We start from the raw sequence: 26,797 nt of genomic DNA, 5'->3' as shown, positions 1-26,797 counted from the left end.
TATCAATATTACCAGACTTGCTTTTAAGAGTCAATAGTTATTTGTCATTGGTCATTTGTCATTTGTCATTAGCCGTTGGTTATTTATAAAACACTAAGGACTAGGGACAAATGACTAATTTTTTAAAGGACTTGCGATCGCATCCAAGCTAAGGGCAAGGTGCGTAACTTTTTCCACTGGGGAACAAAAGCCCTCTGACTGAACACATCGTAATCGTTGCGTTCAATAACCTCCAAAATCTGTCCGTACAGCATTGATGCTGCCCATACAGGCCAACGGGCATCGGATGCTAAATAAGTAATTCCCTCATCTGACGTGGTATAGAATTGGCGGGCCCGAGCAATTTGAAAGCGCATCAATGCCCGCCAACGATCATCTACCACACCTTTGAAGAAGTCTTGCTCGGTGTAGTTGAATTTTTCCAAGTCTTCAAGGGGAATGTAGATTCGCCCCCGTTTGGCATCTTCTCCCACATCTCGCAAGATGTTAGTAAGTTGATTGGCAATTCCCAGAGCGATCGCTTCTTTTGTGGGAACATAAGGTTGTTTGTTCTGCTGCCACGGAGCGGTGTACATGGTGCTATCCACACCCATAACTGCTGTTGACATTAAGCCAACAGTGCCAGCAACGCGGTAACAGTAGAGGTATAAGTCCTCAAAGGTTTCATAACGACTGCGATATAAATCCATGCGCTGACCGGCAATCATATCCCGAAAGGGCTGAATGTCCATCGGAAAGCGCTGGAGGGTATCAGCTAAAGCGACATCGTAATTTTCTAATGGCTGTCCCGCAAAAATCGATTCCAGCTGCTGTTCCCATAGGTCTAGGGTTTCTGGCGTGGTAATAGCAGATGCGGGCCCATCCACCAATTCATCTGTACGGCGACACCAAGCGTAAATTGACCAAATTGATTGACGTTTTACCGGACTCATGAGCAAAGTACCCAGGTAAAAAGTCTTGGCATACTTTGCTGTGAGATGTCGGCAAAGTTTGTATGACTCGTCTACAGAGACCAGCGTTTTCATGCGCGGGGGGGAATCAGGCAGTTGCAGCATTCGTTGCGGGCGGTCGGGTGAGCATTTGCAGGTTTGAGGAATTTGCTACCGGGAGAGCCTCAGAAATTGCCTGCGCTGTCAGCTTACCAGAAAGTACGGCACCTTCCATACTGCCTAAGTAGCGTTGCATGGTATAACTTCCGGCGAGATAGAAGTTGGCAATGGGCGTAACTTGTGCGGGACGGTACTGTTGACGACCTGGGGTCGCTTTGTAAACTGAACGCGGCGTTTTCACCACATGAGATTTCAGCAATGTTGCTGGATTGTCTCCCCCAAAGTGGTCGGGGAAAAGTTTTTCCAATTCAGCAAGGGTTGCTGCCACAATTTCCTCATCGGATTTGGCAATCCAATCTTTTGCCGGAGCTAAAACTAATTCCAGCATTGAGCGATTGGGGTTGGCGTATTCACGGCAGGTATTGCTCATATCAGCATAAACGCTTAGGAGGGGCGATCGCGAAAAAAGTAGGTGATCAATTTCTGTAAGTTTCCGGTCAAACCACAGATGCAGGTTAATCACTGGTACTCCTTCCAAACCTTCTAGCTTTTGAAAAAACTCCATTTGCTTCCAAGGTTTGGGCAACATTACCTTTAAAGGGTCAACTGACATAGCAGATACATATATATCAGCCGTCAAAACTTCATCTTCTGCCCCATTTAACCCTCGAATCAAGTATCCCTTCACCGTGCCATCGGCGTTGAGCAAAATTTCTTTCAAGGGGGCATTTAGCCGTACTTCTCCACCGCGTTCTGTAATGTAATCTACGATCGGGCTGCATAGACGTTCTGTAGGAGAACCATCTAAAAATGCAATCTTGGAGCCATATCGTTCTTGCAGAAAACGATTGAGTGCAGTTAGGAGAATTGTTGACGAAACTTCATCAGGATTGATAAAGGTGAGCGCTTTGCACGCAGCGATAAAAACGTCACTAGTTACCCGCTCGTCAACACCTTGCCTTTCCAACCACTCTAAGAAGCTGTACTTGTCCATCTCTTCAACATACTTTTGACCCCGAACCACTGCTGGAAGTAGGCCAACTGCAAATCGAATCTTCTGCTCCCAAGTCAACATATCTTTGTTGCGAAGAATCGATGCAATCACGTTGAAAGGAGATGGAATATCTGGAACATCAAAACGTGAGAGTGTCCCAGGGTTGTCTGGTTGATTAAAAATCAACGTATGCTCTTTCCACTGGAGTCTGTCTTCAATGCCCAACTCCTTGAGCATTTGGAGCATATTAGGATATGCCCCAAAGAAGGCGTGTAACCCGGTTTCGTACCAGTCGCCGTCAGAGTCTTTCCACGCCGCAACCAGACCACCCAGTACGTCCCGGCTTTCCAAGACAATGGGAGTATGACCTGCGTCCGTGAGATATTTCGCGCAGGAAAGTCCTGCTAGACCAGCACCCGCGATCGCTACTCGCATTTAACCCTAATGCCCTTCAATATTTCTTAATGGTTTTGTCGATTCTCATTATACGTTGCAAACCGTAACATTTGGCAGTTATTGTGCGGTCGCTTCCCCAAAAAAGTTTTGCCAAAGGGGATTTTACATGCGAACACCTACCTAGCAAAATTACCAATACCATTGTTGGCAATAGGTTTGAGCGTACATTTTATCTAGGTTTATATGCAGAAAATTTACAGAAATAAAAGTAATTCCTTTGACATAAAATAGGTAATCTTAAAAGGAGTTGATTTCTTTGAGAATCTGTGTATGTAATCTGAGAAAATATCTAAAATACTGGTTATAGACTGCTATTAAACAACTCAGTTGGGTAAAAGATTATGAGTGGATCGCAGGAGCTAAAACGCTTTGGACATCACCTGATTATAGGGATTTCCGGCACTACATTAAGCGATGACGATAAACGCGCACTCAGTGAATTAAAGCCGATTGGGGTGATCTTTTTTGCTAAGAACTTTTTGGATGGCGCTCCATATCAAGTTTGGTTGGAAAGCTTCAAGGATTTAAACAACCAGATACGAGAATATGCTGAACGTGATTCGATGTTTATGACTCTGGATCATGAAGGAGGCCGTGTGATTCGTACACCAATGCCGATTACGCGATTTCCTCATGCATTGTTGCTGCGATCGCACGCCCGTGAAGTAGCAAAAGCCACAGCAGTAGAACTCAAATCATTAGGAATAAATTTATCCTGGGCACCTGTAGCAGATGTTTTTTCCCATCCCCATAACCCTGTCATTGGGCCTCGTGCCTTCGGTAACACTCCCGAAATCGCCGCAAAAGATGCCCGTGAATACTACCTTGGACTTCATGAATCAGGAATTTTGGGATGTGCCAAACACTTCCCCGGACATGGAGATACTAGCAAAGACTCTCACATTGAGCTACCAGTACTGAATTTAACCTTAGAAGACCTACAACTTCGAGAACTCATACCTTTCAGAGCGTTAATCGAAGTACAGATTCCTTTAATCATGACTGCCCATATCTTATTTCCCAGGATAGATCCTGATGTGCCAGCAACTCTTTCCCAGGCTATTCTCAAAACCATACTTAGGGGAGAACTTGGCTTTGAGGGAGTAGTTGTATCTGACGACTTGGATATGAAAGCTATCTCAGATATGTTTATGAAAGCTGGTACTGTAGCACAGTCATTTCATGCAGGCTGCGACTTGTTTATTGTCTCCCGCAATATCAATTCATCATCAATTGAAAGAACCTATAAGATTGCTGAAGATTTTGCCGATTCCCTCAGCACGGGTAGTTTAGATGAATCAGTAGTGGAAGCAGCTAGAGAAAGAATCGATAAACTACTAGCAGTAACGCCGCAATATCCCATACATACGCTGGATAAAAATATACTACTAAAACATGCACAATTAGCGATCGCTAGTTCCTATTCATAATGGGTGGTATAGGAGTCGAACCTATTTCTGCGGGTTAAGAGCTATCTGCACAGCCTTATGCCAACCACTCTAGTTAATTTAAGAAATGAGTCGGTGCGATCCTATACTTGTATCGCAAGCCTTGTAACATCAACACTAGATATAAATCCATCTGGGAGGTAGTGCCCCTCCTATTTCTGTGTAGCGACTTATCTAGTCGTCTACAAGGCTCACGGGAGCAACGAGAATCGAACTCGCAACCTATCGCTCGACAAGCGATCGCTCTAGCCATTTGAGCTATACCCCCATATTTGATATCTGTGCCTAATATTTAGGCTTATAGGCACAGATTTTTGGTGAACTTGCCCCTTTCTTATTCAGTTTTAAGGTTCAGAAAAATTACTTTTAGCTGTTAGTAACTGTTAGAGAAACAACCGAAACTCTAGGTAGGAAGTCTGCTGTGTATTACGGATATATTCTGTGGTTTTGCTAAGTGCAAACTTAAAACTTTTTTGGTTGATTGCCTCTACTTCCGATGGTTTATGAGTAGGAACAGCTTTATTGACTGGAAATTCTGGTTGATTCCAGCGCCTCTGTTTTAGTTGTATGTAGAACATGACTTTGACCTTTGAGAAGCCTTGTCTTTCGTTTTACTACATTCATACTACAAAATACTACAAGAGGTGTCAAGGGGTTTCAGAAAAATTTTTTGAAATTGTCTATAAAAGCCTCTGCACTTATATTTGAGCTTGCTAAACCTTCTGAGAAATCAAACTACAGCTTATGACTGGATAAATCTTTAAAAGCCTGATGTGACAGACAACTTCTTGAAGCGACAACAGATAATTATTTTTGTCGCGATCGCCTTTACGATTACAGCTTGTAGTATTTCCCCACAATTGGAGTTGAACAAGTCTTTAAGCAAAATCCATTCTGCACAAGTTCAAGCTCATCCAGCAAAGGGCCAAATTAATGCCCAACTACCGCCAGCCAAAGTAGAAAACCCTATCTTTACAGTCCCAGCTAAATTTCAGAGAAAAACAGTTTATCAGGTGCATCCCAGAAATAACGAGAAGGTATTGCTCTAGACATTGATGATGGGCCAGCCGGAGACAACCCTAGAAATACTGGATATCTCGAAGCAAAATAAACGGGGAGTAAAATTCCTCCCCGAATTTTAAATATTTGGATTTTGGATTGAATAATCTAAAATCCAAAATTAAGTCACCCGACTATTTCGTTTATTCGCTCATGACAGAAGCACAAGCTTGAGCTTCCTGCCAAAGTTTGTGCAAAAAGAACTCAGCGCGATCGTTCATAGTGGTGAAAAATACACCTACAGCATCCTTAGAACTATCTAATAGCCAAGAACCCCGCAGGGTGACTTCCATATATTCGGCATCACAGGCAGAGAGGGCAATAATTTCTCTGTCATCTTTTTTTACCTCAGCCTTAAGCACTTCTACTCCCGGCAAATCAACAGGAAGCAAAAAAGAAGCGGTACTGGGTTCAATGCAAAAACTTTGCCCAACTCGCAGGGCTAAAATCACTCGCTGTGCTACCCATTCTTCTAGCGACAGAGTGAGACATTCCAAATAAAAACTGCTTTCAGTGTAAGTTAATTTCAGCATTCCTTATGCTCTCCTGCTATTCCAGGCTTCCTTGCATATCTATCCAAAACTGTTCGGCAAAAGAAATCGCGGGGTGGATTGGTGCTTTTGGTTTGATACGCAGTTGCATACCAGCCTTAAACAGAGTGCGTATTTGAGAAAACACCACCACAGATTGCTCTAACACTTGCATTGCGTTCGCGCCGCGCATGGAACATATCGTCACAACTTCACTCCTTATAAAAAAACCCCCGCTTCAACTTTTGAGTGAAGCGGGGGTTAGAATTGACCGGAAAATTTTCTGGTTTCATATCGGTACAGTATTGCTTTGCCTGTACCCCCCGCTTTCTTCATCTAGTTGTCGTTTTGCAATCAACCCATTAATGCTGAGATGTCTAAAGTCATAATTACCCTCTGTGATTTGCCCATGATCTCGGCTACCATCGCCCATAAATAAATACTCCACTTCCATACCAGCTGATTCCCAACCAGTTCGACAATTAGTAGTGGAAAAAGAAGTAGAGATGGGGTAAATGGATTTCACAGAAAATTTCACCTATTGAATATTGCTTTAAACATACTACACTTGTATTACTATCTTGTCTATACCTTTAAGGAGAAATAGTGATGCATACGATCGCTCGTACCCCAACTACTGATATGGAAGTTACTAGCATTCGCTTAGAGCGGGAACTGAAAGATAAGCTCAAAGAAATAGCCGGGAATCAGGGATATCAAGCTTTAATCCGAGATATCCTTTGGAATTATGTCCAGCAAAAATCAGGTGAATGGAAGCCTCGATTTTCACGAACCGACATTCGAGCTAGTATCGCTGCCACTGCTCAACAAGAAGAACGCTGTGTACTTACAGGTCAACTAATTCAAGCCCAAGAACCAATGCTGTTAGGACTGACTAGGAATGGGGATATGGTTCCTTTGAGCGTTGAGAGTTTGGCTGGATAGTCCTATATTCAGTCAATGCAGCTCAGTTATTTTTGCTAAATAATTGGGCTGCATTCAAAATTTAACTTTATTTTTCCAATAAATAAAAATTATTATTAAGAATTGAAGCTTATATACTCCATTGCTGCTATAAGGTAAATTTGTTTTATGCTCTAGCTTGGTTATATTTGATTGAGAGCAACACAAATTAAAAGGTAGCTGATTAAATGGACTAACATAAAACCAAATTTTACAAAGTTTTTAAAATAGCTTCAGTATTTTTACGGTTAATTTTGGGTTATTTTGCTTAAATTCTAGAGAAATTACGGTTTATGTATACTTATAGACAGGATATCCTAAGTCAAAGTTAGTTAATTATCTGAATATAAAGAAGATAAAGCAGCCAAAAATAATCAGGCTGGAGCATTTTAGAATATTTTAAGTATCTCATTACCCATGTAGCAATTTGCTTAATATAGCGGTAACTTGGCCATCTGCCATAGAAAAGGGCTATAACAGGTGAGAGAAAGTATTCATACAAGATTTGTCAATTATCTAAGGTGTAGCAACACAACTAACGGGGAAGAATATGCCAATAGGTTGGGTGCAAAAACAATGGGGTTATTATCTAAGGGCGTGCCAAGAATGAAAAAACCTTTATCGTCGCCGCCACATTATGTAGATGACATAGATCGACTACAACCTTACCAAGTTAAGCTGATGCAGCATCAGGAAGAACCTGCCCGCGAGTTGGTACAAAAGATTAACCAAATCATTGCCAATAGCTCCGCTACGGCATTGATGCTGCAAGATATTGCCCAATTGCTAGGAGTTGTGTTTCAAGTAGATTGTTGCTGCTTGGTTTCAGTAACGGATGATACATCCGACGAAGCAACTACTACTAATTGGTGTGCTGACGAGTATCTAGCGTTACCACATCCAGAAGAGATGTTTTCGATGGAACAATTGCTTATGCACTCGCCAGTGCTGCAATGTGCTGCTGAACCATTGACTATTGAAGACATTTCCATCATTCAGAACAGTCTAGTGATTGGGTGTCAATCTTTGCCACTACCGATAAAAGCCGTTTTAGCAATTCCTACACGGTTTAGTGGCAACAATAATGGAGTAATTAGTCTGATTAAATTCCAGCCTTATGATTGGAGTGAATCAGAAAAAGAACTGCTAAAAGAGGTGGAGTCGGCTTGTGCGATCGCTTTTTCTCGTGTAGCACAAGCCCAGTTAATTGCTCATCAACAACAGTATCTGCAAAAGAGCAATCAGTATCAAAGCTTGATCAAGCAATTAACCCTACTGAATCGTAGCAATTTGGAGCTTAATCAAATGCTCCAGTTAATTATCGCCTCTACTGCCGAATCTCTACAGGCAGATCGGGGTTTGCTTATACTACTAAAATATACAGACCCACTATTTAGGACTCAAGCTAAAAAACAAATTCCTAAAGCGAAAGCTAAAGTTGTTGGTGAATGGGCTAAGGCAACACAAATTTCTCGTACTAATAAACTAGATACCTTAAATCAGTCTTTCTTGCTTTCGGAGTGTGGCTTATGCCAGCGTGCCTTTATAGATTCGGGAAAACCAGTAATCTTCGATGACTATACAGAGCAAAATGATACCTCCTCAGCTGCGCCATTATTTGCAATAGAGGAATTACCTGCGGTATTATTAGTGCCATTAGAAAGTCAAGGTAAAATCTTAGGATTCGTGGTGCTACAGCAGGCTGTTACTCGCAGTTGGCAAGCAGCAGAATTAAATCTTGTGGAAATGGTTTGTGCTCAAGTAAGCAACGCCATTATTCAGTCACAGACGTTGCGACAAGTGCAAACTTTGGTAGATGAGCGAACGGCGAAACTACAGAGTAGTCTAGAACTCCAGGCAAAGTTGCATGAAAGAACCCGGCAATATGTTGAGCAATTGCGGAAACTCAATGAACTCAAAGATGAATTTATGAGTAACATGAGCGATCGCTTGCGCTATCCTTTGACAAATATGCTGATGTCAATTCGGAACTTACGTTTGCCAGGAATAGCACCGGAGCGTCAGGTTAGATACCTGGATATCCTAGAGCAGGAATGTACAAAGGAAATTAACTTGATTAATGACTTGTTGACACTCCAGAAACTAGAGTCGCCTCACGAAGCTCCACAATTAGAATCTATAAATTTAAATACTAGAATTCAGGATATAGCAGCTTCTTTTGAGAAAAAACTCGCAGAGAAGGGATTAAAGATTTCTGTAGATTTACCACAGGAGTCGCTAGACTTACAAACTGAACTAGAGAGTTTTGACCGCATTCTCCAAGAGTTGTTAACAAATGCCTATAAATACTCAGAGCATGATACCATCGTCCACTTGGTAGCTGCTCACCAAGTTGATAAACAAGTTGATCAAGTTATCATAAAGGTGACGAATACAGGACGTGCCATCTCTCAAGAAGAAGCAACCTACATCTTTGACAAATTCCGTCGCGGAAAAGGGCGCTGGACTCCAGGGACTGGCTTGGGACTTGCTTTAGTCAAGTCTTTAGTGCAGCATCTAAATGGAGCGATCGCAATTGAAAGTCTCCCAATCTCGGATTCTGAACAGAGCGAAATTTGCTTCACCCTGACTCTGCCCCAATTCTCGGACGAAAGCGAGACATAATTCTGAAAGTGACTAAACAACAGAACACAACAGAGAACCCCGATTCCCAGTCTCCTAGTGATGATATCAACCTTGAAGGGGATTTAACTGCGGATGCAGTTGCTTTAGCAGCTAAGGTAGAAGTTCAAATTGAAAAAATAGCAGAGCGACAGCGACAAATCAGCGCCAAAGTCAAAATTCCCCAACCAGTGGAACAAATCTGGAAGGTTTTGACAGATTATGAAGCCTTGCCTGAGTTTCTCCCTAACCTTGCCAAAAGTCGTTTGATGGAGCATCCCAATGGTGGGATTAGATTAGAGCAAGTAGGTTCCCAGCGGTTACTGAATTTCAACTTTTCTGCGCGGGTGGTTCTGGATTTGGAAGAATGCTTCCCTAAAGAAATTAATTTTCGGATGGTAGAGGGAGATTTTAAAGGTTTTTCTGGTAGCTGGTGTTTAGAGCCTTATTCCCTCGGTGAGTGTGTAGGAACAAATCTTTCCTACACAATTCAAGTTTGGCCTAAACTCACTATGCCGGTGGGAATCATTGAAAACCGCCTGAGTAAAGATTTACGGTTAAATCTTGTTGCTATTCACCAACGTGTAGAAAACTTAGCTAGCAAAGGACGGTATGTATAGTTAAACTATCATTCAGGAAAAAGCCTGGATGATAGTTTTTCTTCAGAGATTTAGAGCAAAACATATTTTGCTTTTTTATTAAGTACCCCCAGGGGAATTCGAATCCCCGTTACCTCCGTGAAAGGGAGGTGTCCTAGGCCTCTAGACGATGGGGGCATCAGACTCAGACCTTTTATAAGGTAACCAATTTCCAAGCTTTTGTCAACAGCTTTTGCCAAAAAAAGTTTGTGACAGCTAAACTGGGTGGAGACAAAAGGTTGAAGAGGATACAAAGACATGGAGATACCAAAAGAATTCTGTAAATGCTTGTGCAAAAAGCCGCAGAGTTCATCAGCGTTTGCTGCTAGGGATTTAAAGGGACATCCAGAGAGAAAAAACCCTACATTCAACAATGGACAAAGGGTATGATGTTGTACTGTGTAAAATTAATGTCTACGGTTTTTTACAAAAGATTTTGAAATAAATCGCTCAAAATCTACAACATGGAAGCATCTTTTGAAATTACCCTACAGATGGCGATCGCCGTCCTTGCAGGCATTAGCGCCCAAGTGCTAGCTGCATATTTTCGGATACCCAGCATCGTCTTGTTATTGCTATTAGGCATCCTCTTTGGCTCTGATGGCATCGGGCTGTTGCATCCCCATGTACTAGGCACTGGATTGGAAGTTATTGTCGCCCTAGCAACGGCAATCATTTTGTTTGAAGGCGGACTTAACTTGGATCTGCGAGAGTTAGGTAGAGTTTCAGTCAGCCTGCAATTGCTCGTCACTCTAGGAACGCTGATCACATTGCTTGGTGGGAGTATGGCAGCCCACTGGCTAGGTGAATTCCCTTGGAACATAGCTTTTCTCTATGCTTCTATAGTTGTGGTTACAGGCCCAACCGTGGTTGGGCCTTTGCTTAAACAAATCAATGTAGATCGGCAAGTGGCAACGCTGTTGGAAGGAGAAGGGGTTTTAATTGACCCTGTAGGCGCTATCCTCGCCTTCGTTGTCCTCGATACTATCTTGAACGGCGATGCTGACCCTATCAATGCCATCATTGGCTTAGGAATGCGCCTGGGCGTTGGTGCGGCAATTGGTGGTGCTGGCGGTTATCTGATGAGTTTGATTTTCAAACGCGCTGATTTTCTGTCATTCGAGCTAAAAAACTTAGCGGTGTTGGCGATACTTTGGAGTCTGTTTGCCTTATCGCAAATGATCCGCAGTGAATCAGGAGTAATGACAACAGTAGTTGCAGGAGCAGTCTTTGCTAGCTCCTCAGTCCCAGAAGAACGTCTGTTAAGGAGCTTTAAGGGTCAACTGACAATTCTCAGCGTCTCGGTGCTATTTATTTTATTAGCTGCTGATTTATCCATTGCCAGTGTCTTTGCTTTGGGTTGGGGTAGTTTATTTACTGTTTTGGTATTAATGTTTGTCGTTCGCCCGATTAATATCCTCTTGTGTACTTGGAACAGTAATTTAAACTGGCGACAGAAACTGTTTTTAAGCTGGGTTGCTCCTAGAGGAATTGTTGCTGCCTCCGTAGCCTCTTTTTTTGCAATATCCCTGACACAGCGAGGCATTAACGGCGGTGATTCCATCAAAGCTTTAGTTTTCCTGACAATTATCATGACTGTTGTCTGCCAAGGGCTAACAGCTGGCTGGGTTGCTAGATGGCTGAAAATCACTTCCAAAGATGCAACTGGGGCAGTGATTGTGGGTTGTAATCCCTTAAGTCTTTTGATTGCCCGGTTCTTTCAAGAACGGGGAGAAAACGTGGTCATGATTGATACTGACCCCGAACGTCTTGTGGAAGCCGAGGCGCAAAATCTGCGGGTGATTGCTAGTAGTGGGCTTGATGCTGCTGTTTTGGAAGAGGCAGGAATTGCCTCAATGGGCACTTTTTTGGCTATGACAAGTAATGGCGAGGTGAATTTTGTTTTGGCTCAACGGGCATCTGAGGAGTTTAATCCGCCACGCGTCTTAGCTGTTTTCCCCCGTGATCCGCAAGCAAGTAACTCTGTTAGTAATAAAGTTAATCAAGCTTTTATTCCAGACTTAGCAATTAAGACTTGGAATGAATATTTGAATGATGGGCGAGTCAAGTTAGGAACAACCACTCTAACTGAGTCAGAATTTTCTAGTCAAAATGAGCGTATCCAAGAAATGATTAGGACTGGGGCGTTGATACCGCTATTGGTAGAACGGGAAGAACGCTTACAAGTAGTGAGAGCAAAATACGAGTGGGAAGTTGGCGATCGCATTATCTACTTGTTGCATGACCCCAGACCTAAGCTTTTAAAACGCTTATCTGGTGCTACCCAGTCTACTCGCCTCTCTTTAGAAAAGTTGGCGGAAGTTGAAGAAGTCCCCCTTGCAAAAATATCTCAACTTTTTACTACTGACACCCCTGGGTGATGAGAGAGATAGCGGCAGGGGAGTCAGGGGAGGCAGGGGAAGAAAGAATTCCTAATTGACTTTTTATGAGCCTTGGGAAGGAATAAATTCGCCTTCTGGCGGTTGTTGCAAGTTATTAATTTCTGGTCTTGGCGTTTCTTGATACATTTCCCATTCCTGCCACAGTAAAGCAGATAAATGAACTATGGCAAGAATTAGCGTCGCCACCGAAATCAAATAACTATGTATTGTGTAAAGGTGTTCCACAGTAACTGTGTTAATCGCTCCACCCCCAGTCAGGATGTCGCGCAGTTGTCCACCAATGAAAGGAATGGCTTCAATGGTTCCTAGTTCAATGTTAAAACGCCAGTATCCTTCCTGAGTCCAATCTAAGATCATGGCTGTCCAATCTAGCCCGATCGCACTTAGGGTCAATAAAATCCCACTAATCCAAGCAGCCAGCCAACTCTTACGAAATTGCCGACCTAAAAACATTACTACAATTTGAATTAGAGCGATCACAATTGCCGCGTTACCAGCAATATCATGCGCTCTCCAAAACAACCACCCGTATGGCAGTTGTGTATTAATCATCTTCAATGAGTTATAAGCTCCGCCTGCTGTAGGTTCATAGTAAAAAGACAGCAGAACTCCGGTAGAGATATAAATTAAACACAGACTCAAAATCACGACCGATAATATCGTCGCTACTCGTCGCAAAATCCTATTGAACTGGGTGCTTTGCATAGCTCACCCCTCCTGTTCTTAGCTAGGTATTTATTCTTAATTACATTTTCAATTTTAGCTAAGAAATATTAATAAATGTTGCATTTATCATAATAAAGATAAAATTTTTTAAATCAAATATTGTACCCAAGCTTTTAAGGGTTCTGGTGAACCATACCAAATTCCAGGACTTCTTGGAGAATGCCTTACATCTTCAATCACCAGATTTTCTGCGCCTTCTAAGTGAGCAGCTTCAATAGGCGTGATTCCATCTCCCCAAGTGTTACCCTTACCACAGGTTAATTGGTAACTACTGTAAGCTAACCAGCTACCGCGTCGCCTTTGGCCAAAAATAGTTTTGCCAGCTACACAAACGTAATGAACGTTTTTGTAAAAAGCTCCTGGGTAGTTATTGGTGACAAAATCTAGATTGGAGCGTGTCCAGCGTTCTTGACTAATATGGGGTGTACCCAAGGTTATGAGAGTAGCAACCAGAGGATGTCCTTCCCAGAGGGTTGATTTACCTTTACCGCCTACCCAATAAGGTTTTTCTCCCATGTAGATGCGGGATATCCAACCTCCTGCTGAGTGACCAATCAAGTTAATTTGAGTAGCATTATGTTGCTGCAATGTATGCTTAATCGTAAGATCGAGTTGTTGCAGAATTGGCGTTACAGGTCTTCCTCCAATAGTGGGTAACCAGTCGCGTCGTCGCAGTGGTACTGTAACCGTAGGAAAATCTAACTGTTGTAGGGATTGTTCTAGTTGGCGGTAAGCGATCGCGCTTTCTAGATATCCAGGCATAATAACTGTCGGTAGCGGCATTTTAAATGTTGTGCAATGATTGAGGCTTTGAAACCTTTTTACAAAGAAGTAGTCAGAATTTAAAAGCTAAAATTGCGATCGCATGACTGACTCCTTTTATAAAAACCCGAATAGCTTTGCTAGAGTTCAGGACTAGAATGTCAATAACATTGTACGATTTGCAACAGTTTTAGAGACTGCTGATGTGGTAATATTTTCATATAGGGGCTAGCCTTGGACAAACAAGTGTGCCATCTGTTACAGAAGGGTAGCTGACTAAAAAAGAGTAGAAAAAACAAGGCAACTTCAGCAGATGTTGTGAGCTACTCAGGGTTTTACATTGAATTTAAACTTTAATAAATATCCCAGATATAAAGTTTAATTGTGTGCGTCATAAGAATAAAAAATCAAAAGTAGTAATTTTTCAAATATCTCTTTAGCAAGCTGAAATTTGAATATATGATAAAGCGTCATTGATCAATTAGAAACTTTAATATATGGCAATTTTGGCGTTTTGCTTACCAACATAAGAAGTTATTATTTCCTTAGAGGGATGCGCCTATTGCAATAGCTTGCAATATAGTCGGAAAGATAAAATCGCTAGTCAACTGCAACTGAGCCGAGTGAACGATAACAACTATGTCTTACGTCTCCCTGTTTAAAAATATACCAGAAATCTTAAGCCAGCCAATTGGGATAGCAGCTATAGCTTCTCTTGGCATCCACGGTGCGATCGCTATGATTGTGCCATTGATGCCTATGGAGTCTAACAAGCCCAATGAAACAGCATCATCAAAAACTGTCGGACTTTTGGAATTGAGCCAAGCGGATCAAAGCCGTCTGCCGCAAACCTCCCCCCAAATAGGTTTACAACAACTTCCTCCAATAGCGCCACTTTCTAATCCGAACTTTAACGCCCAAACTATATTGCCCCCATTGGCATCACCGCCATCCAGTCAGCTAGTAATGCCTCCGCTACCCCCATCATCGAATAACTACCAGGTTTCCTCCTTGCCTACAAGGCAGTCTTTGCGGATGATTCCTAGTAATAATTTGCGATTTGATGCTTCTAAATTTGATAGCTCTAAATACAACAATAGCAGCGCCAAATTCTCTCAATCAGTTCCTCGAGTAAATGTCAGTGACACCAAATACGAGCCACCTAAGCCTCTGGCTGTAAGTAGATTACCCGAATTGCAATCGCAGAAAATACCTAATGATATTCTGCAAAATGCCCAATCTCCAAGCTTATCTGACACTAGCCCCATTAACACTAACCCCATTACAACGGCAGGAAATACGGCTCCACAGATGACGCAATCGTTTAATGATGCGTCTAGAATTTCTCAAAGTTCGCTAATAAGTTCTCTAAAACAAGCTTCAAGGGCTGGAGATAGCTTAAACCTTAGGGCAACCACCTCACAGGCATCCGATTTATCTGGGAAAGGAACTGAACTGGCAATTGCACAGTTAGACTCATACGCAAATCTGAGAAAAGAAGTCCAGAAAGAATACCCCAACGCTGAACAAAAACCAGTCATCCGCCAAACATTAGCCACCGATAAACCGAATCTTGAAGGTGCTGTGTTGGGTGTATTAGTGGTAGATCCTGATGGTAAGGTCTTAGATATCAAGTTTCAAGACAAGTTAGTTTCCCGTGAATTGCAATCAGAAGCAAGGGAATACTTCAACAAGCAATCCCCCAAGGGAGATAAACGGATCAGTTCCTATCCATTTAATCTACGTTTCCAAAACAACACTAGCAGCACCACTGGCACAACTCAATTATCTGCACCGGGAATCAATAACAATCAGCTTACTCCCTCACCAGCAGATACTTCTAAACCATTTCCTGAACTGCGAATCAGAAATAACCAACCAACGCCTTCATCGACAGCTACTCCCAAACCGTTCTCGGAATTGCAAATCAGAAATAACCAGCCTGCGTCCTTACCTACAGGTACTCTTAAGCCATTATCTGCACCGGGAGTCAATAGGAATCAACCTACGCCCTCATCAGCAGTTACTTCAAAACCATTCCCTGAACTACAAATCAGAAATAACCAGCTGACGCCTTCATCGGCAGCTACTACTTCTGAACCGTTAGTGTTGCCGCGAGTCAATAAGAGTCAGCCTATACCTTCTGCTGAATCAGATGTAAAATTAGTAGAACGGTTGCGCGAAGTGAAGCAAAACAGAGAAAAGTCTAATCCAGAAAAATAATCACCTACTGGTTATTTTGGATTAGGAACAAGCTAAAGGCTATGAATGATAAATTCAGAATCTTTATCATTCATCTTTAAGATATCGTTTTTAAAAGTTGAGGAACTAGCGATCGCTAGTTCCTCATAGAGATAGTGAACTTTGAGACTTGTTAGAAGGTTTTAACAAGGAAATGCAGGGATTTCTAACAAATAAATTTTCCAATATTACCTGGTGGGTGTCTTGCTTGCCTTTAATTACTGGTGCATAAAGGCACTTCGCCCATTATAGATAGACAGTATAGCTACTTACCAGCCTTGTTCTGCATTCTGAAAAACATAAGTAGCTACCTCTAGAATCTCGTCAGGGCTTAACTTGCTTTTAAAGGCGGGCATGGCATTTTTACCATTTTGCACTTGGTGGATAATCGCCTGGATTGAGTCGCGATCATAATTTTCTAAGTACTTTGACAATGCTTCCTTTTTCAAGGTTTTCTGGCTAATAAGGATGTTACCGCCACCTATATGGCAAGAAGCGCAGTTAGCCTCGAAAATTTTAGCACCGTTAGATGTTTCAGCAGCTAGTGCTGGACTAATGAATGTCAATTTAAATAGAGCAATCGCCAACAGTAGGATTAATAAAAGTATTCTCAACAGAATTTCCTCGTAACAAGCCTCCAGCAAGAGTATAAACGCGATTAATGTCTGATTAAGTCAAATTTGATCAAAATTGGCGGTAACGAGTTCATCCCTCTATCGCTACAGGTTACTTAGCGTTTTAGGGAAGCATAGGACTCGTTACCGCCATTTATTCATTGTGTGCGTCACTCTAGGAGTGTGGCGTGTTGCTATGAGCTAATTTCAGAGAAGGAAGCCCAGAAAATCATCTTGTGTCAACGGCGATGTTTCTAGCCTTGGACAGTGATTGTACCAACCATGCCAGCACCACGGTGAGGTTCACAATAGAAGGTGTAATCACCAGCAGGTGCGTCTGCGGGGAAAGTGGTTGTTTCCTTTTGACCAGCACTCATCATCAAATTCTTATGAGACAGAGATTTTGCTAAAGTAGCGTCCTTAGCGGGGTTTTTGGCAGCATCAAACACAACATTATGGGGAGGAACTTTATTGTTCACCCATTCAATTGTGTCACCTGGTTTAACTGTCAACTTTTTCGGTTCAAATGCCAGCATTCCTTTATCGCTACCCAATTTCACCTGGTAGGTATCAGCCGAAGCACTGGGAGTAAAAACAGTAAAGCTGCTAACAACTAAAAGGATTGTCAACACAGCTAAACTAAGGCGTCGCCAGCTTGCCGAAATCAATTTCATGGATCTCTCCTAACAAACAATTTTTTTTTCCTTTCTCATTTTAAATAAAATCAACACCAAATATGACAATCTGTCATAGATACAATTTTTTTTTTAACAATGGGGAGCAATATTATTGCAAAAAGCTGTGCAATCAGTCATAAATGCTAGACTGCTATAGCCCAAGAAGCCTGTGAATAAAGGTAAACGGTAAAATAAGGGGTTTTTCTTTTTTCTTTAGGAATATCTTGACTTATGAAAAATTTTTTGTGCCCAAACTGAAGAAGATTTTGTGCTGCTGTAAGAATGAAAGCAGTTAAATTTTGGTGAAAACTGGGGAATGGGGAATGGGGAATGGGGAATCCCCTATGCCCTATGCCCTATGCCCCAATGACTCAGTACTAATTTCAGGATTTAGTAATAGATTTTTCCGCCTCCCCACTTAGTGCCAACGATTTTAGGTTGTAAGAGAATATGACCGGCGATCGCCTCCAAGTCCTCATCTGTCAGATTTCGCATTTCTGTGAAAATATCTGCGCTTTTGATACTGGGATGGATTTCGGAAATCTCTTCTTCCCCATCGTAAGTAGTGGGATTTTTCAGGTAATCCACCAAGCCTTCAATGTTATTACGGTTGGGTGTTGCCAGTGCCAGATCCTCTGGAGTAAGTCCAACATTCTGGTTTACCTTGGTAACTCCCCCAGCATGACATTGGGCGCAAGCGTAATTAAATAAGCGTTTGCCTTCTTTGATTTGTTTAAGGCTAAGTACAACGGTATCACCTTCAGCATTTAATGGCACTGTCCGGGTAGCTTTGTCTAGTTCCACTGCTGTCGCGCTACCGACAAGCAACTGAAACGAGAGTAAAACAGTAACCACAACAACGCCAATTAGTCTTCTAAACATGTTTCCCCTTAAAAATTTTGACGCTCAACACAGCTAAGAAAGCGATTCTCAATCTCCAAGCTGCTAATTGCTAATGACTCACTGTTTTTTATCATTAGCTATCAGTGATTAGCCAAAGCCCGAGATAACCCTTCAGGTGACTTCGTTATCACCCACCGAGCTGCTAGTACCTTTTGGGCCTATTTCAGACGATATTTGGGAAATAATTGCCTTTGCATCTTCTAACGCCAAACGAGTCTTTTGGTGTTTGTAGGCGATTCCCAGTTGGTTGCACAGAGAAAACACTTTTTCTACAGGAATGCTGTAGTCGGCTGCTATCTCTGCGATCGATAGGTCTGCAAAACCCATAATGCTTGTTAACTGATAGATAGAGATTGAGTCGCTGTAATACCAATATCACGTTAGGAGTGCAATTTGTTGCCCAAAATACTGTTTGGGGATCGGGAGGGGGAAAGAGGGCAGAAGGAGTAGGGGAAGTAGGGGAAGAAGGGGAAGAATTTTTAACTTTTGACTAATGACTATTAGCCTTTTCCCCCGGTAAAGGTGACGCTTTGAATAAAGTAAGGGTTAAAAAGGCGTAAATACCTAAAACTGGTAGGGTAAAGACCATAGAAGCCGCCATAATGTAGTTCCAATAACTAATGTATTGACCTTTAAAGGTGTTCAGCCTTAAGGGGAGAGTAAACATTTCTGGGTCAAATAGGATAACTATAGGTAGTAAAAAATTATTCCAACTCCCCATGAATACAAAAACTGCCTGTGCCGCCAGTGCTGGTTTTGCTAAAGGTTAAGACAATATGTCGGAAAATTCCAAAGGTATTTAAGCCATTGAGTTGCGCTGCTTCTTCTAGTTCTTTAGGAAAATTAACAAAAAACTGCCGCATCATGAAAATAAAAGTGGCATTAACCATGCTATGGACAATCTTCGCCTTCGAAAAGTCGCCGTTGAATCAAAGTGATGGCAATGATCACTGCTGCTAATAAAAATGCGATCGCAGCTGCATATCCCATTTGTAAATTCCGAAACACAGCTTGGTAAATTAGCACCACAGTTAAGGTAGCGTTGTTTGACCCGCCAGTACCGCCAGAAAAGATGTAAGACTAGTCAAAAAGTTGAAAAGTCCCAATCACCCCCACTGCCACCACAAATAAGGTTACAGGCTTCAGCAAGGGAAGGGTAATGTAGATAAATTGCCGCCACCCATTTGCGCCATCAAGTTTCGCCGCCTCATAAAGTGTTTAGGGTATATCCTGCAACGCCGCCAGATAAATCACCATGAAAAACGGTGCCGTTGACCAAATGTTCAGATAAAGAAATTCTCTACCACCCTAAATAAGTCTGTGAGAATTCTTAAATTACTTAGAAAGGCAGTTTAGTAATAAGAAAAAATTGACAATTTTATCAAAAGATAATTCATTGCGACTGCATCTTGAAACTTGTAGACTATAATTCCGTAGAGTCTGTTTGCGTTAATTTTTTAGTTTCAAAATATTCAGATTGTTTCCTCTAGAGAACAACTCATACAATTTACGCAAATTGTAAAGAATTTTGCAAAAGTAACATATTTCCAAAAATTGAATACCCAAACTTGTTGTCAAAATCAATAGTTTCTGAGGTTAGAAATTTTAAATGATGCTTCGCTCACTCCAGGTGTGTTTAGTTCCATTAGTTCTCACCTTCATTAGCGTTTGCTCAGATGCAATGAGAGCAACAGCGCAAACCATATATCCATTTGCTGGCAACTATCGCACAACAGTTAACATTGAGTCGATCTCAGGCAATGTTTCAAAGGTATTTGAAGTAGGTGTGAGTGATGATGCTCCATATGATTTAGGACTATACGAGGGTTTAACATACTCCGTGCTAGATACCAATGGAAATCTCACTTTTAACAACAATCCAGCAGTATTTGGTGTCCAAGGTTTCCCGTTAGGCTACATTCTATTTGGTGACGGTACTAATAAGTTATTTGCAACAAGTGATGCTAGTGCTTCAGTTAATTTTGAAAATCTGACGGCTAAAGGTTCTGGTGTCGTAAATATCACCGATGGTGAAGGCATATTCAAAAACGCTACAAGCACACTATTATTCTCAGAAGAGGACATAGTTATTCTAGGAGAAACTATTACATTGAAGGGTCAGGCTTTAGTAAGCGGTTTTATCGAAGTTCCCCAGGAAATTCCAGAAACAACAACTATAACACCACTAATTAGCATAGGTTTGATTGGAGCCAGTTTTCTGTTGCACCGACGCTACCGTAGATTTGCTGGATGATCTCAGGTGGAATAAATGCAATATCTAAAGCTTGTAGTCAATAGTTAACGCAAATACTCGTAATCCTCTACTAGTTTGTCAAGTTTGCGTTGTTTTGAAAAACAGCGCAAACTACGAACAATCTCCACACCTCAATTATTTTTTGACAGACTACTACCCTATTTGGATTATCAAATGCCTTTATCTTTATTTACTAAATCTGCCCTTAGTTTTATATTTATTACTATTTGCCTTGCAGTTTTTTCTGGAATAAAACCAGCAAAAGCTGCGTCATTTAGTGTGGTTGCTGAGGGCCTTGATAATGTCCGTGGTCTGAATTTTGCTCCTGACGGAAGTCTCTATATTACAGAGTCAGGCGTGGGGGGAAATGGACGATGTATTCCTGGCCCTAGTTTGGAAGGTCTGCTTTCATGTGCTGGTACAAGTGGTGCTGTAACTAGAGTTAAGGATGGGAAGCAAGAACGTGTAATTACAGGATTACCTTCAATAGCATTAAGACCTACTGGTAATACAGGTGAAGGCCCTCAAGATATTCAATTTGATCGCTTGGGAAATGCTTATCTTTTAATTGGGTATGGTGGTAATCCAACTATTTCTGATTTTCCAAAAAATTCTCCAAGCTGGGGGCAGCTTTATAAGGTAGACCTGGAAACAGGTTCATTGAAAAGTATTGCTGATTTGGCAAAATACGAATTCGCTAATAATGCAGATGGGGTTGATGTGCTTGATGTTAGTGGTGAAATAGCTAGCAATCCCTATGCTTTTACAATTAATGATGATACTGCTTATATTGTTGATGCGGCTGCAAACAACGTTTTGACTGTGGGGCTTGATGGAAGTGATTTAAAGTCATTAACTGTGCTTCCTACACAAAAGATTACTAATCCCATTTTCCCCACTCCTGAGCCAGGGCAAGTAGCACCTCCTGATGCACCGCTACCTGGACAAACACCGCAGGAGATTGAAATTCAATCAGTACCTACAGGTGTTACATTTGGACCCGATGGTGCAATATATGTGAGCGAATACACTGGTTTCCCTTTTCCAGAAGGTAAAGCGAGGATTTTTCGTGTTGAAGGTGATGGTGAAACTACAGTTTACGCTGATGGTTTTACCCAACTGAGTGACTTGGCTTTTGATGCTGAAAGTAATTTGTATGCTTTACAGTATGGCAATGAACCACAGTGGAAAGGTATTTCAGATGCTTCTTTAGTGCAAATAGCTCCTGATGGAACTCGGACAACGCTGCTGAGTGGTAATGGGTTAGAGTCTGCCACTGCCTTGACTGTTGGTCCTGATGGTAACATCTACGTTTCAAATAAAGGCGATCGCCCAGGACAAGGACAAGTCCTGAGGATTGACACTACAAAAAAAGTTCCTGAACCGACTTCTATATTGAGTATGTTAGTAGCATTGAGTGCATTAGGTATTGGTTCACTCACCAAGCGCAGCTCTTCAGGGAACTCAAAATTGCAATCCTATAAATAATTGGGTCAACATTACGACATTGATAAAAAACATTCAAACATCTGCCACAAACACTTGAATAATTACCTATGAGTGTTTAAGGTTTGCAATGAGCGTCTTAGCGAAACTGAAAAACTTGTTAAGCGATCGCCTGAGATCAGGGACTTTCAAATAAAAAAATATCCCATTGCTCTGATAGCAGGGGAGCAGGGAGCAGGGGGAGAAAAAGTCGTTTTGATTAGGTGAAATTGGATAATTTATTTTTTGGAGTTTCCTAATTTTGAGAAAGATTGCTTACTCCATCGCCCTAATTTGCTGATTTAGCTTTAGTTCATCCCAAGTAGCTGGTGGATTACTCAAGCCTGGGGCGGCGAAGGCTTTTTTGTTATAAAATAGAGCAAGAGTAGAATAGTCTTTGAGAAGACCATAAATCTAATTCTGGTATTTGAAACTGTCTAGTAAGGTATCCTCGAAGTCTGCTAGGTCAAATTCGGGGGTGATGTAAGCATATAACGGTTCTAGGACATTTTGACTCATCAAGAAAGGAGCTTCCAGCGTATCCAAATAAAAGACATTAGGCGCAGCTTCCCCAACTAAACGAGTTTTGATTACATCCATATATTAATATTTGGTCAGAAATCACCTCATATTTGACCTTAATAGTTGGATCTTTTGTCTCAAAGTCTTGCAGTACATGCATCAAAAGTTCTTGCTCAGTAGGAAAACCTCCCCAGCCACTGAGCTTAATGGTGACTGCGGTAGATGCTGAAAGTTTCCTTGGTAATTGTAGGCTTTTTCTTGATCACAGACAGATAACAGTCTCTCTCTTCTTACTTGTACTTTTTGTTCTCAAGAAATAAGATTTTGCTTATTGTAAATTTTTGTTTAGAATTGCAAGCTAAAATAACGAAAAATTATTAGAAATGCTAAAAAAGCATACTGAGTTCCTTTGCAACCGAATTACTCCCAGAATGCTTTAATCATAAACATACATTATGGATATTGTTCAGGTTGAAACAACTGTGCCACTGACTCTGGAAATTCCCCAGATTGCCTTACCATCACCAACAATTCCTCCAAACTCTCGAATTCCCAAGGATGCAATTCGCACTAGTTTAAAAGCCTCTACTACAGATTCTGTCTTAGCAGCAGTTTACTCCCTTGGAACTGGCGGGATTTTACTCAGCAATTTCTTGGTGGAATTGGGTGCTAGTCCAGTGGTATTTGGGATGCTATGCTCCATCCCCATGTTGGTCAATCTGATTCAGCCGTTGGGTGCTTACTTGTCTGAACGCAGCACTAGCCGTTTTCAATATTCTCTTCGGACACACGGAGTTGGTCGGCTGCTATGGCTGGTTCTAGTAATTGGTATTGCAGGCGTAAGCTTGGGGGTAATTAATACTCACCAGTTAGTAATATTGACACTCCTGATTGTCCTATTCAGCAATCTTTTGGGAGGATTAGGAGCGGCATCATGGCTAAGTTGGGTAGCAATGATAGTTCCCCGGCAATTGCGAGGCAGGTATTTTGGGATACGCAATAGTGCTGCTAGCCTCACAAATTTGGTTTGCGTACCAGTGGCGGGTTTATTTGTATCACATTGGTATGGTGGAAGTCTCCAAGGCTATGGGGTAGTTCTGCTGGTAGGGATAGTGTTTGGGATTGTGGGATTAGGGTGCCAATATTTCCAGGTGGATATGAATCCGCGATCGCAAAACACTTATTATGGTAAGTTACCTCAAACAAATGAGATTGAACAAGAGGCAAGGGAGTTCTTAGCAGGGAGCAAAGGGGAGAGTTCAGTTGAGGATTCGACCCCACCTGTTGCGCCAGCTTCCAGCATCTGGAAAAACTCTAACTTTTTGAGATTTCTGCTGTATTTCAGCTTCTGGGCGCTTGCTGTTAACCTCAGCAGTCCGTTTTTTAACCTTTATATGCTCGATACGCTCGATTTAGACGTGAGCTACGTAACTATCTACAACAGCCTTCAGGCGGGGGCGACTTTGCTGATGCTCATCCTGTGGGGCAAATTAGCAGACAAAATAGGCAATCGTCCCATTCTTATCGGTATTGGGATTTTGGTTGCAGCCACACCACTGCTTTGGCTGGGGATTGGTGTTAATAGCCTTGATATCTGGTTGTGGTTACCCCTGTTACACATTTTGACTGGAGGTACTTGGGCGGCGATTGACTTGTGCAACAACAATATACAATTGGCGATCGCACCAACTAAAAATCAGTCTATCTATTTTGCGATCGCAGCTGCTGTTGCTGGAGGGAGTGGTGCTTTAGGCGCAACTATAGGCAGCTTCATCATCCAATTTGCTCAGTTTGGTGGCTTGCTGGGGTTGTTCGCACTCTCTAGCCTATTCCGACTAGTAGCGCTTGTTCCATTGCTTTTTGTCAAAGAGGCAGGAAGATGAGGGAAGGAAAAGTGAGGAGTTAAAAGTTAGGAGTGAGGAGTTATGAATTTTACACTCATAACTCTTCACTCCTAACTCATCACTTTTGACTTTTAACTATTCTGCGGCGGAAGAAGTTAAGGACATTGTTTCCCACAAAACCATCTGAGGTGTTGTTAGTACAGGCTGGTGTAGGGCAATTAGCTGGGCTAGGGTATTTTTTAATTGGGTACGGGGTACGATATCATCAACAAAACCGTGCAGGAGCAAATCTTCAGCAGTCTGAAAATCGTCGGGTAGTTTTTCCCGTAGGGTTTGCTCAATCACTCGCCGACCGGCAAAACCAATGGTTGCCTTGGGTTCTGCCAAAATGATATCGCCTAACATTGCAAAACTTGCGGTAACGCCGCCCGTTGTAGGATTGGTCAAAACAGGAATATATAATAGTCGTGCGTCTTTATGGCGCTGTAGGGCTGCGGAAATTTTCGCCATCTGCATCAGAGAGAGCATTCCTTCTTGCATCCTCGCGCCACCAGAGGTACAGACGATAACCACAGGATACCGCCGTTGAGTGGCTTGCTCAATCATGCGGGTGAGTCTTTCTCCCACTACCGAACCCATGCTACCACCCATGAAGCGGAAGTCCATAACCCCAAGGGCAATGGGCAAACCATTGATTTGACCTAAACCAGTTTTAACTGCGTCTATTAAGCCAATTTTATCTTGTGTTTCCCGGAGGCGATCGCTGTAGGGTTTGCGATCACGAAATTCTAGCGGATCGGTTGGACGCAAATGCTCGTCTAGAGGTTTCCAGGTATTGTGATCTATCAATTGACGGATGCGCTCATCACTGTCTACCCGATTGTGATGACCACATTCGGCGCAAACCATCTGATTCGCTTTCAAGTCTTTTGTATATGCCAAAACGCTACATTTGGAACATTTATGCCACAGTCCATCAGCAATTTCGCGTTCTTGGCGTTCGAGGCTGGTAGATCCTGATTTCCGTCGATTGGCAAACCAATCAAATAGAGACTTTAAACCGCGTGATTCTTCGTTGTTAGCCATTTTTTATTTTATTTTAAGTGGGCATGAGGTCGAAAACATATCAAGCCGTATCGGGTTGTCTTTAGCCTTTTGTCATTTGTTTTTATTAATGACTAATGGCTACATCGTCAAATTAAGCTTTTAAGCAATTCAGACCTTAATTTTCATCTTTGGTTGCCAGCTTAACGAAAATACTTATGCCAATACAAGTATCTTGCTGTTTTTTCAGCAGACTTAATTATATGGACGTACTGACAAAGCCATGAGAATACCAACCTCCAAATAAGATGCTTTCTCCCTCCTACCCAAATCAATGATTCGTATTGCTAGGTTATGAGCAATCAGCATCTGTTTCACTAGTTGTGCTTGCCAACGCTTAATCGTCGTTAACGGATTTCGGAAGTCTCCACCTTCTCTACGTTCGCGCAGCGTGTCGTAGACAGACGCTAACGCGAACAAGATATTCATAAGGTAGGTATTGTGAGCGGGTGATGGCGATCGCATCCAGGATATATAAGGAATCACCGATTTTTCGGGTATTATAGTTAGTATCTTGACCATCAATGCCACAAGCGAAAATCAAGCAGGTATATGTTGCAAGAAAACCTTTCCCTACGGGACGCTACACTTAGCTTGCTTCTTTGAAGTAGTACGGCAGAGTTACGGGTAAAAGATTTGGCCCTTGGGAACAAGGAATTCTGCCCTTAGAGGGAATGTCAGACCAATAGAACTACGGAGTTCTGTGGGCTATTCCCGATGAATTGGGGGAGCTACGTCCGTGTAGACTACGGGGTAGTTCACGAGGGTAATACAAGTCACAACCTGAATACTATCAAAATATAAAGGGCAGATGGGGTAATGCTGGTTACAGTCACGAATTATAAATATTTATTATGAATAGGCATGGAGCATGGGAAAGAGGCAGAGGGACGCGGTGCGGGGAGCAGAGAGGAAAACTCTTCTTTCTTACTCCCTGCTCCCTGCTCCCTGCTCCCTGCTCCCCTGCCTCATTCCCCACTCCAGTTTAAAACGCTGGAAAAAATAACCGCAGATAGCTAGACAAAATGGCTTCGCCGCTAAATAAAGTAATTACAGATCCTAAAGCCAGAAAAGGGCCAAAAGGCATCTTTTGTCCTAACCTTTGTGGCGATGTCTTGTGACTCGTGGCTTTGTTTCTACGCATAATGACACTGCTGCCAATTAACGCTCCTAACGCACAGGCAATAAAACTAGCCAAGAGCAAATATTTCCAGCCTAACCAGGCTCCCATCATGGCTGCTAACTTAGCGTCACCCGCACCCATTGCAGTTTTCCCAAATGCAATTGAACCTAACAGGGCGATCGCATCAAATAGCCATAAACCCAATACTGCTCCTACTGTAGCCATCATAAAGTGATTGACTAATGCCACAGAACTAAGTAAGTCGTGGTGAAATTTTATAAGTATGTAACAAAAAATTAAGCAGAAGAATGAGAGTCAAATTTTACACGTTGTGTACTGTAGCTTCTCTTTTCACCTCTTCTTTGAACTCCATCAATGACA

The 26,797-nt window shown here is 42.1% G+C and carries 24 protein-coding genes, 2 tRNA genes and 4 pseudogenes; 10 read left to right on the top strand and 20 right to left on the bottom strand.

What is annotated here, in order from left to right:
* Positions 1-122: 122 nt before the first annotated feature.
* Complete coding sequence (gene crtB / locus H6G96_RS02770; RefSeq protein ID WP_190910036.1) at positions 123-1,055, bottom strand: 15-cis-phytoene synthase CrtB; 933 nt, start codon at positions 1,053-1,055, stop codon at positions 123-125.
* Positions 1,039-2,478, bottom strand: a complete 1,440-nt coding sequence (gene pds / locus H6G96_RS02765) for a 15-cis-phytoene desaturase (RefSeq protein ID WP_190910035.1) — start codon at positions 2,476-2,478, stop codon at positions 1,039-1,041. The genes crtB and pds overlap by 17 nt, the downstream gene beginning before the upstream one ends.
* A 362-nt stretch (positions 2,479-2,840) precedes the next feature.
* Here pds and nagZ point away from each other — a divergent pair, with 362 nt between their 5' ends.
* Positions 2,841-3,929 carry a beta-N-acetylhexosaminidase gene (gene nagZ / locus H6G96_RS02760; protein ID WP_190910033.1) on the top strand — a complete coding sequence of 363 codons (1,089 nt, stop codon included), beginning with the start codon at positions 2,841-2,843 and terminating at the stop codon, positions 3,927-3,929.
* Between the two features lie 212 nt (positions 3,930-4,141).
* Here the strand turns inward: nagZ and H6G96_RS02755 are convergent.
* A tRNA-Asp gene (locus H6G96_RS02755) sits at positions 4,142-4,215 on the bottom strand.
* 115 nt (positions 4,216-4,330) lie between these two features.
* Positions 4,331-4,525 carry a hypothetical protein gene (locus H6G96_RS02750; RefSeq protein WP_190910031.1) on the bottom strand — a complete coding sequence of 65 codons (195 nt, stop codon included), beginning with the start codon at positions 4,523-4,525 and terminating at the stop codon, positions 4,331-4,333.
* A gap of 195 nt (positions 4,526-4,720) precedes the next feature.
* Here H6G96_RS02750 and H6G96_RS02745 point away from each other — a divergent pair, with 195 nt between their 5' ends.
* On the top strand, positions 4,721-4,996 hold the full coding sequence (locus H6G96_RS02745) for a hypothetical protein (RefSeq protein WP_190910029.1): 276 nt from the start codon (positions 4,721-4,723) through the stop codon (positions 4,994-4,996).
* Between the two features lie 153 nt (positions 4,997-5,149).
* Here the strand turns inward: H6G96_RS02745 and H6G96_RS02740 are convergent, their stop codons facing one another.
* The 3 genes and pseudogenes from H6G96_RS02740 to H6G96_RS02730 all read right to left on the bottom strand — a co-directional run bounded on the left by H6G96_RS02740 (position 5,150) and on the right by H6G96_RS02730 (position 6,074).
* On the bottom strand, positions 5,150-5,539 hold the full coding sequence (locus H6G96_RS02740; protein ID WP_190910027.1) for an alr0857 family protein: 390 nt from the start codon (positions 5,537-5,539) through the stop codon (positions 5,150-5,152).
* 16 nt (positions 5,540-5,555) lie between these two features.
* Positions 5,556-5,669, bottom strand: a pseudogene (locus H6G96_RS02735) (HNH endonuclease); the annotation flags it as partial.
* 156 nt (positions 5,670-5,825) lie between these two features.
* Positions 5,826-6,074 (bottom strand): hypothetical protein, encoded by a 249-nt coding sequence (locus H6G96_RS02730; protein WP_190910025.1) that lies wholly within the window; start codon positions 6,072-6,074, stop codon positions 5,826-5,828.
* A gap of 71 nt (positions 6,075-6,145) precedes the next feature.
* Here H6G96_RS02730 and H6G96_RS02725 point away from each other — a divergent pair, with 71 nt between their 5' ends.
* From H6G96_RS02725 to H6G96_RS02715, 3 genes are all read left to right on the top strand, one after another.
* Positions 6,146-6,481 (top strand): hypothetical protein, encoded by a 336-nt coding sequence (locus tag H6G96_RS02725; RefSeq protein ID WP_190910023.1) that lies wholly within the window; start codon positions 6,146-6,148, stop codon positions 6,479-6,481.
* 624 nt (positions 6,482-7,105) lie between these two features.
* Complete coding sequence (locus H6G96_RS02720) at positions 7,106-9,124, top strand: GAF domain-containing protein (RefSeq protein WP_190910021.1); 2,019 nt, start codon at positions 7,106-7,108, stop codon at positions 9,122-9,124.
* 8 nt (positions 9,125-9,132) lie between these two features.
* A complete protein-coding gene (locus H6G96_RS02715; RefSeq protein WP_190910019.1) occupies positions 9,133-9,741 on the top strand; it encodes an SRPBCC family protein in 609 nt (202 codons plus the stop codon).
* A gap of 83 nt (positions 9,742-9,824) precedes the next feature.
* On the opposite strand, the gene H6G96_RS02710 is transcribed toward H6G96_RS02715, so the two are convergent.
* A tRNA-Glu gene (locus H6G96_RS02710) sits at positions 9,825-9,897 on the bottom strand.
* 326 nt (positions 9,898-10,223) lie between these two features.
* Between H6G96_RS02710 and H6G96_RS02705 the strand changes: the two genes are divergently transcribed.
* Entirely contained in the window at positions 10,224-12,140 is a 1,917-nt protein-coding gene (locus H6G96_RS02705) for a cation:proton antiporter (RefSeq protein ID WP_190910017.1), read from the top strand.
* Positions 12,141-12,203: 63 nt separating this feature from the next.
* Here H6G96_RS02705 and H6G96_RS02700 read toward each other — a convergent pair whose 3' ends face one another.
* A complete protein-coding gene (locus tag H6G96_RS02700; RefSeq protein WP_190910015.1) occupies positions 12,204-12,866 on the bottom strand; it encodes a cytochrome b N-terminal domain-containing protein in 663 nt (220 codons plus the stop codon).
* A gap of 108 nt (positions 12,867-12,974) precedes the next feature.
* Entirely contained in the window at positions 12,975-13,670 is a 696-nt protein-coding gene (locus H6G96_RS02695; RefSeq protein WP_190910013.1) for a lipase, read from the bottom strand.
* A gap of 618 nt (positions 13,671-14,288) precedes the next feature.
* Between H6G96_RS02695 and H6G96_RS02690 the strand changes: the two genes are divergently transcribed.
* Positions 14,289-15,872 carry a hypothetical protein gene (locus tag H6G96_RS02690; RefSeq protein ID WP_190910011.1) on the top strand — a complete coding sequence of 528 codons (1,584 nt, stop codon included), beginning with the start codon at positions 14,289-14,291 and terminating at the stop codon, positions 15,870-15,872.
* Between the two features lie 287 nt (positions 15,873-16,159).
* On the opposite strand, the gene petJ is transcribed toward H6G96_RS02690, so the two are convergent.
* The 6 genes and pseudogenes from petJ to H6G96_RS02660 form a co-directional block, all read right to left on the bottom strand.
* Entirely contained in the window at positions 16,160-16,504 is a 345-nt protein-coding gene (petJ, locus tag H6G96_RS02685) for a cytochrome c6 PetJ (RefSeq protein WP_190910009.1), read from the bottom strand.
* Positions 16,505-16,758: 254 nt separating this feature from the next.
* Positions 16,759-17,178 (bottom strand): plastocyanin, encoded by a 420-nt coding sequence (gene petE, locus H6G96_RS02680; protein WP_190910007.1) that lies wholly within the window; start codon positions 17,176-17,178, stop codon positions 16,759-16,761.
* 393 nt (positions 17,179-17,571) lie between these two features.
* Positions 17,572-18,063 carry a photosystem II cytochrome c-550 gene (gene psbV / locus H6G96_RS02675; RefSeq protein ID WP_190729654.1) on the bottom strand — a complete coding sequence of 164 codons (492 nt, stop codon included), beginning with the start codon at positions 18,061-18,063 and terminating at the stop codon, positions 17,572-17,574.
* 132 nt (positions 18,064-18,195) lie between these two features.
* A complete protein-coding gene (locus H6G96_RS02670) occupies positions 18,196-18,411 on the bottom strand; it encodes a hypothetical protein (protein ID WP_190910005.1) in 216 nt (71 codons plus the stop codon).
* A 173-nt stretch (positions 18,412-18,584) separates the two neighbouring features.
* Positions 18,585-18,986: pseudogene (locus H6G96_RS02665) on the bottom strand (carbohydrate ABC transporter permease); the annotation flags it as partial.
* Positions 18,976-19,371 (bottom strand): annotated as a pseudogene (locus tag H6G96_RS02660) (sugar ABC transporter permease); the annotation flags it as partial. The pseudogenes H6G96_RS02660 and H6G96_RS02665, both read right to left, overlap by 11 nt.
* Positions 19,372-19,693: 322 nt before the next feature.
* Between H6G96_RS02660 and H6G96_RS02655 the strand changes: the two are divergent.
* On the top strand, positions 19,694-20,338 hold the full coding sequence (locus H6G96_RS02655) for a hypothetical protein (protein WP_190910003.1): 645 nt from the start codon (positions 19,694-19,696) through the stop codon (positions 20,336-20,338).
* Positions 20,339-20,512: 174 nt separating this feature from the next.
* A complete protein-coding gene (locus H6G96_RS02650; protein ID WP_190910001.1) occupies positions 20,513-21,826 on the top strand; it encodes a ScyD/ScyE family protein in 1,314 nt (437 codons plus the stop codon).
* A gap of 303 nt (positions 21,827-22,129) precedes the next feature.
* Here the strand turns inward: H6G96_RS02650 and H6G96_RS02645 are convergent.
* Positions 22,130-22,571 (bottom strand): annotated as a pseudogene (locus H6G96_RS02645) (extracellular solute-binding protein); the annotation flags it as partial.
* A gap of 229 nt (positions 22,572-22,800) precedes the next feature.
* On the opposite strand from H6G96_RS02645, the gene H6G96_RS02640 reads away from it, so the two are divergent.
* Positions 22,801-24,228, top strand: coding sequence for an MFS transporter (locus H6G96_RS02640; protein ID WP_190909999.1), 1,428 nt, complete (start codon positions 22,801-22,803; stop codon positions 24,226-24,228).
* 96 nt (positions 24,229-24,324) lie between these two features.
* Here H6G96_RS02640 and accD read toward each other — a convergent pair whose 3' ends face one another.
* The 3 genes from accD to H6G96_RS02625 all read right to left on the bottom strand — a co-directional run bounded on the left by accD (position 24,325) and on the right by H6G96_RS02625 (position 26,713).
* Positions 24,325-25,275, bottom strand: a complete 951-nt coding sequence (gene accD, locus H6G96_RS02635; protein WP_190909997.1) for an acetyl-CoA carboxylase, carboxyltransferase subunit beta — start codon at positions 25,273-25,275, stop codon at positions 24,325-24,327.
* A gap of 213 nt (positions 25,276-25,488) precedes the next feature.
* Positions 25,489-25,815 carry a hypothetical protein gene (locus H6G96_RS02630; protein WP_190910374.1) on the bottom strand — a complete coding sequence of 109 codons (327 nt, stop codon included), beginning with the start codon at positions 25,813-25,815 and terminating at the stop codon, positions 25,489-25,491.
* A 463-nt stretch (positions 25,816-26,278) separates the two neighbouring features.
* Positions 26,279-26,713 carry an A24 family peptidase gene (locus H6G96_RS02625; protein WP_347242178.1) on the bottom strand — a complete coding sequence of 145 codons (435 nt, stop codon included), beginning with the start codon at positions 26,711-26,713 and terminating at the stop codon, positions 26,279-26,281.
* Between the last annotated feature and the right edge of the window lie 84 nt (positions 26,714-26,797).

Source organism: Nostoc sp. FACHB-892, assembly GCF_014698795.1.
Classification (GTDB): Bacteria; Cyanobacteriota; Cyanobacteriia; order Cyanobacteriales; family Nostocaceae; genus Nostoc.
Note: the sequence above shows the minus strand (reverse complement) of the source record. Positions and strands in the feature narration are given on the sequence as shown.

What these genes read in the sequence shown, in the direction of transcription:
- H6G96_RS02630 (WP_190910374.1), bottom strand. Translation starts at nt 25,815, where the DNA reads ATGGTCAAGATACTAACTATAATACCCGAAAAATCGGTGATTCCTTAT.
- psbV (WP_190729654.1), bottom strand. Translation starts at nt 18,063, where the DNA reads ATGTTTAGAAGACTAATTGGCGTTGTTGTGGTTACTGTTTTACTCTCG.
- H6G96_RS02650 (WP_190910001.1), top strand. Translation starts at nt 20,513, where the DNA reads ATGCCTTTATCTTTATTTACTAAATCTGCCCTTAGTTTTATATTTATT.
- H6G96_RS02640 (WP_190909999.1), top strand. Translation starts at nt 22,801, where the DNA reads ATGGATATTGTTCAGGTTGAAACAACTGTGCCACTGACTCTGGAAATT.
- pds (WP_190910035.1), bottom strand. Translation starts at nt 2,478, where the DNA reads ATGCGAGTAGCGATCGCGGGTGCTGGTCTAGCAGGACTTTCCTGCGCG.
- nagZ (WP_190910033.1), top strand. Translation starts at nt 2,841, where the DNA reads ATGAGTGGATCGCAGGAGCTAAAACGCTTTGGACATCACCTGATTATA.
- H6G96_RS02750 (WP_190910031.1), bottom strand. Translation starts at nt 4,525, where the DNA reads ATGTTCTACATACAACTAAAACAGAGGCGCTGGAATCAACCAGAATTT.
- H6G96_RS02740 (WP_190910027.1), bottom strand. Translation starts at nt 5,539, where the DNA reads ATGCTGAAATTAACTTACACTGAAAGCAGTTTTTATTTGGAATGTCTC.
- H6G96_RS02690 (WP_190910011.1), top strand. Translation starts at nt 14,289, where the DNA reads ATGTCTTACGTCTCCCTGTTTAAAAATATACCAGAAATCTTAAGCCAG.
- petE (WP_190910007.1), bottom strand. Translation starts at nt 17,178, where the DNA reads ATGAAATTGATTTCGGCAAGCTGGCGACGCCTTAGTTTAGCTGTGTTG.
- crtB (WP_190910036.1), bottom strand. Translation starts at nt 1,055, where the DNA reads ATGCTGCAACTGCCTGATTCCCCCCCGCGCATGAAAACGCTGGTCTCT.
- H6G96_RS02695 (WP_190910013.1), bottom strand. Translation starts at nt 13,670, where the DNA reads ATGCCGCTACCGACAGTTATTATGCCTGGATATCTAGAAAGCGCGATC.
- H6G96_RS02655 (WP_190910003.1), top strand. Translation starts at nt 19,694, where the DNA reads ATGATGCTTCGCTCACTCCAGGTGTGTTTAGTTCCATTAGTTCTCACC.
- H6G96_RS02670 (WP_190910005.1), bottom strand. Translation starts at nt 18,411, where the DNA reads ATGGGTTTTGCAGACCTATCGATCGCAGAGATAGCAGCCGACTACAGC.
- H6G96_RS02705 (WP_190910017.1), top strand. Translation starts at nt 10,224, where the DNA reads ATGGAAGCATCTTTTGAAATTACCCTACAGATGGCGATCGCCGTCCTT.
- H6G96_RS02700 (WP_190910015.1), bottom strand. Translation starts at nt 12,866, where the DNA reads ATGCAAAGCACCCAGTTCAATAGGATTTTGCGACGAGTAGCGACGATA.
- H6G96_RS02725 (WP_190910023.1), top strand. Translation starts at nt 6,146, where the DNA reads ATGCATACGATCGCTCGTACCCCAACTACTGATATGGAAGTTACTAGC.
- H6G96_RS02720 (WP_190910021.1), top strand. Translation starts at nt 7,106, where the DNA reads ATGAAAAAACCTTTATCGTCGCCGCCACATTATGTAGATGACATAGAT.
- accD (WP_190909997.1), bottom strand. Translation starts at nt 25,275, where the DNA reads ATGGCTAACAACGAAGAATCACGCGGTTTAAAGTCTCTATTTGATTGG.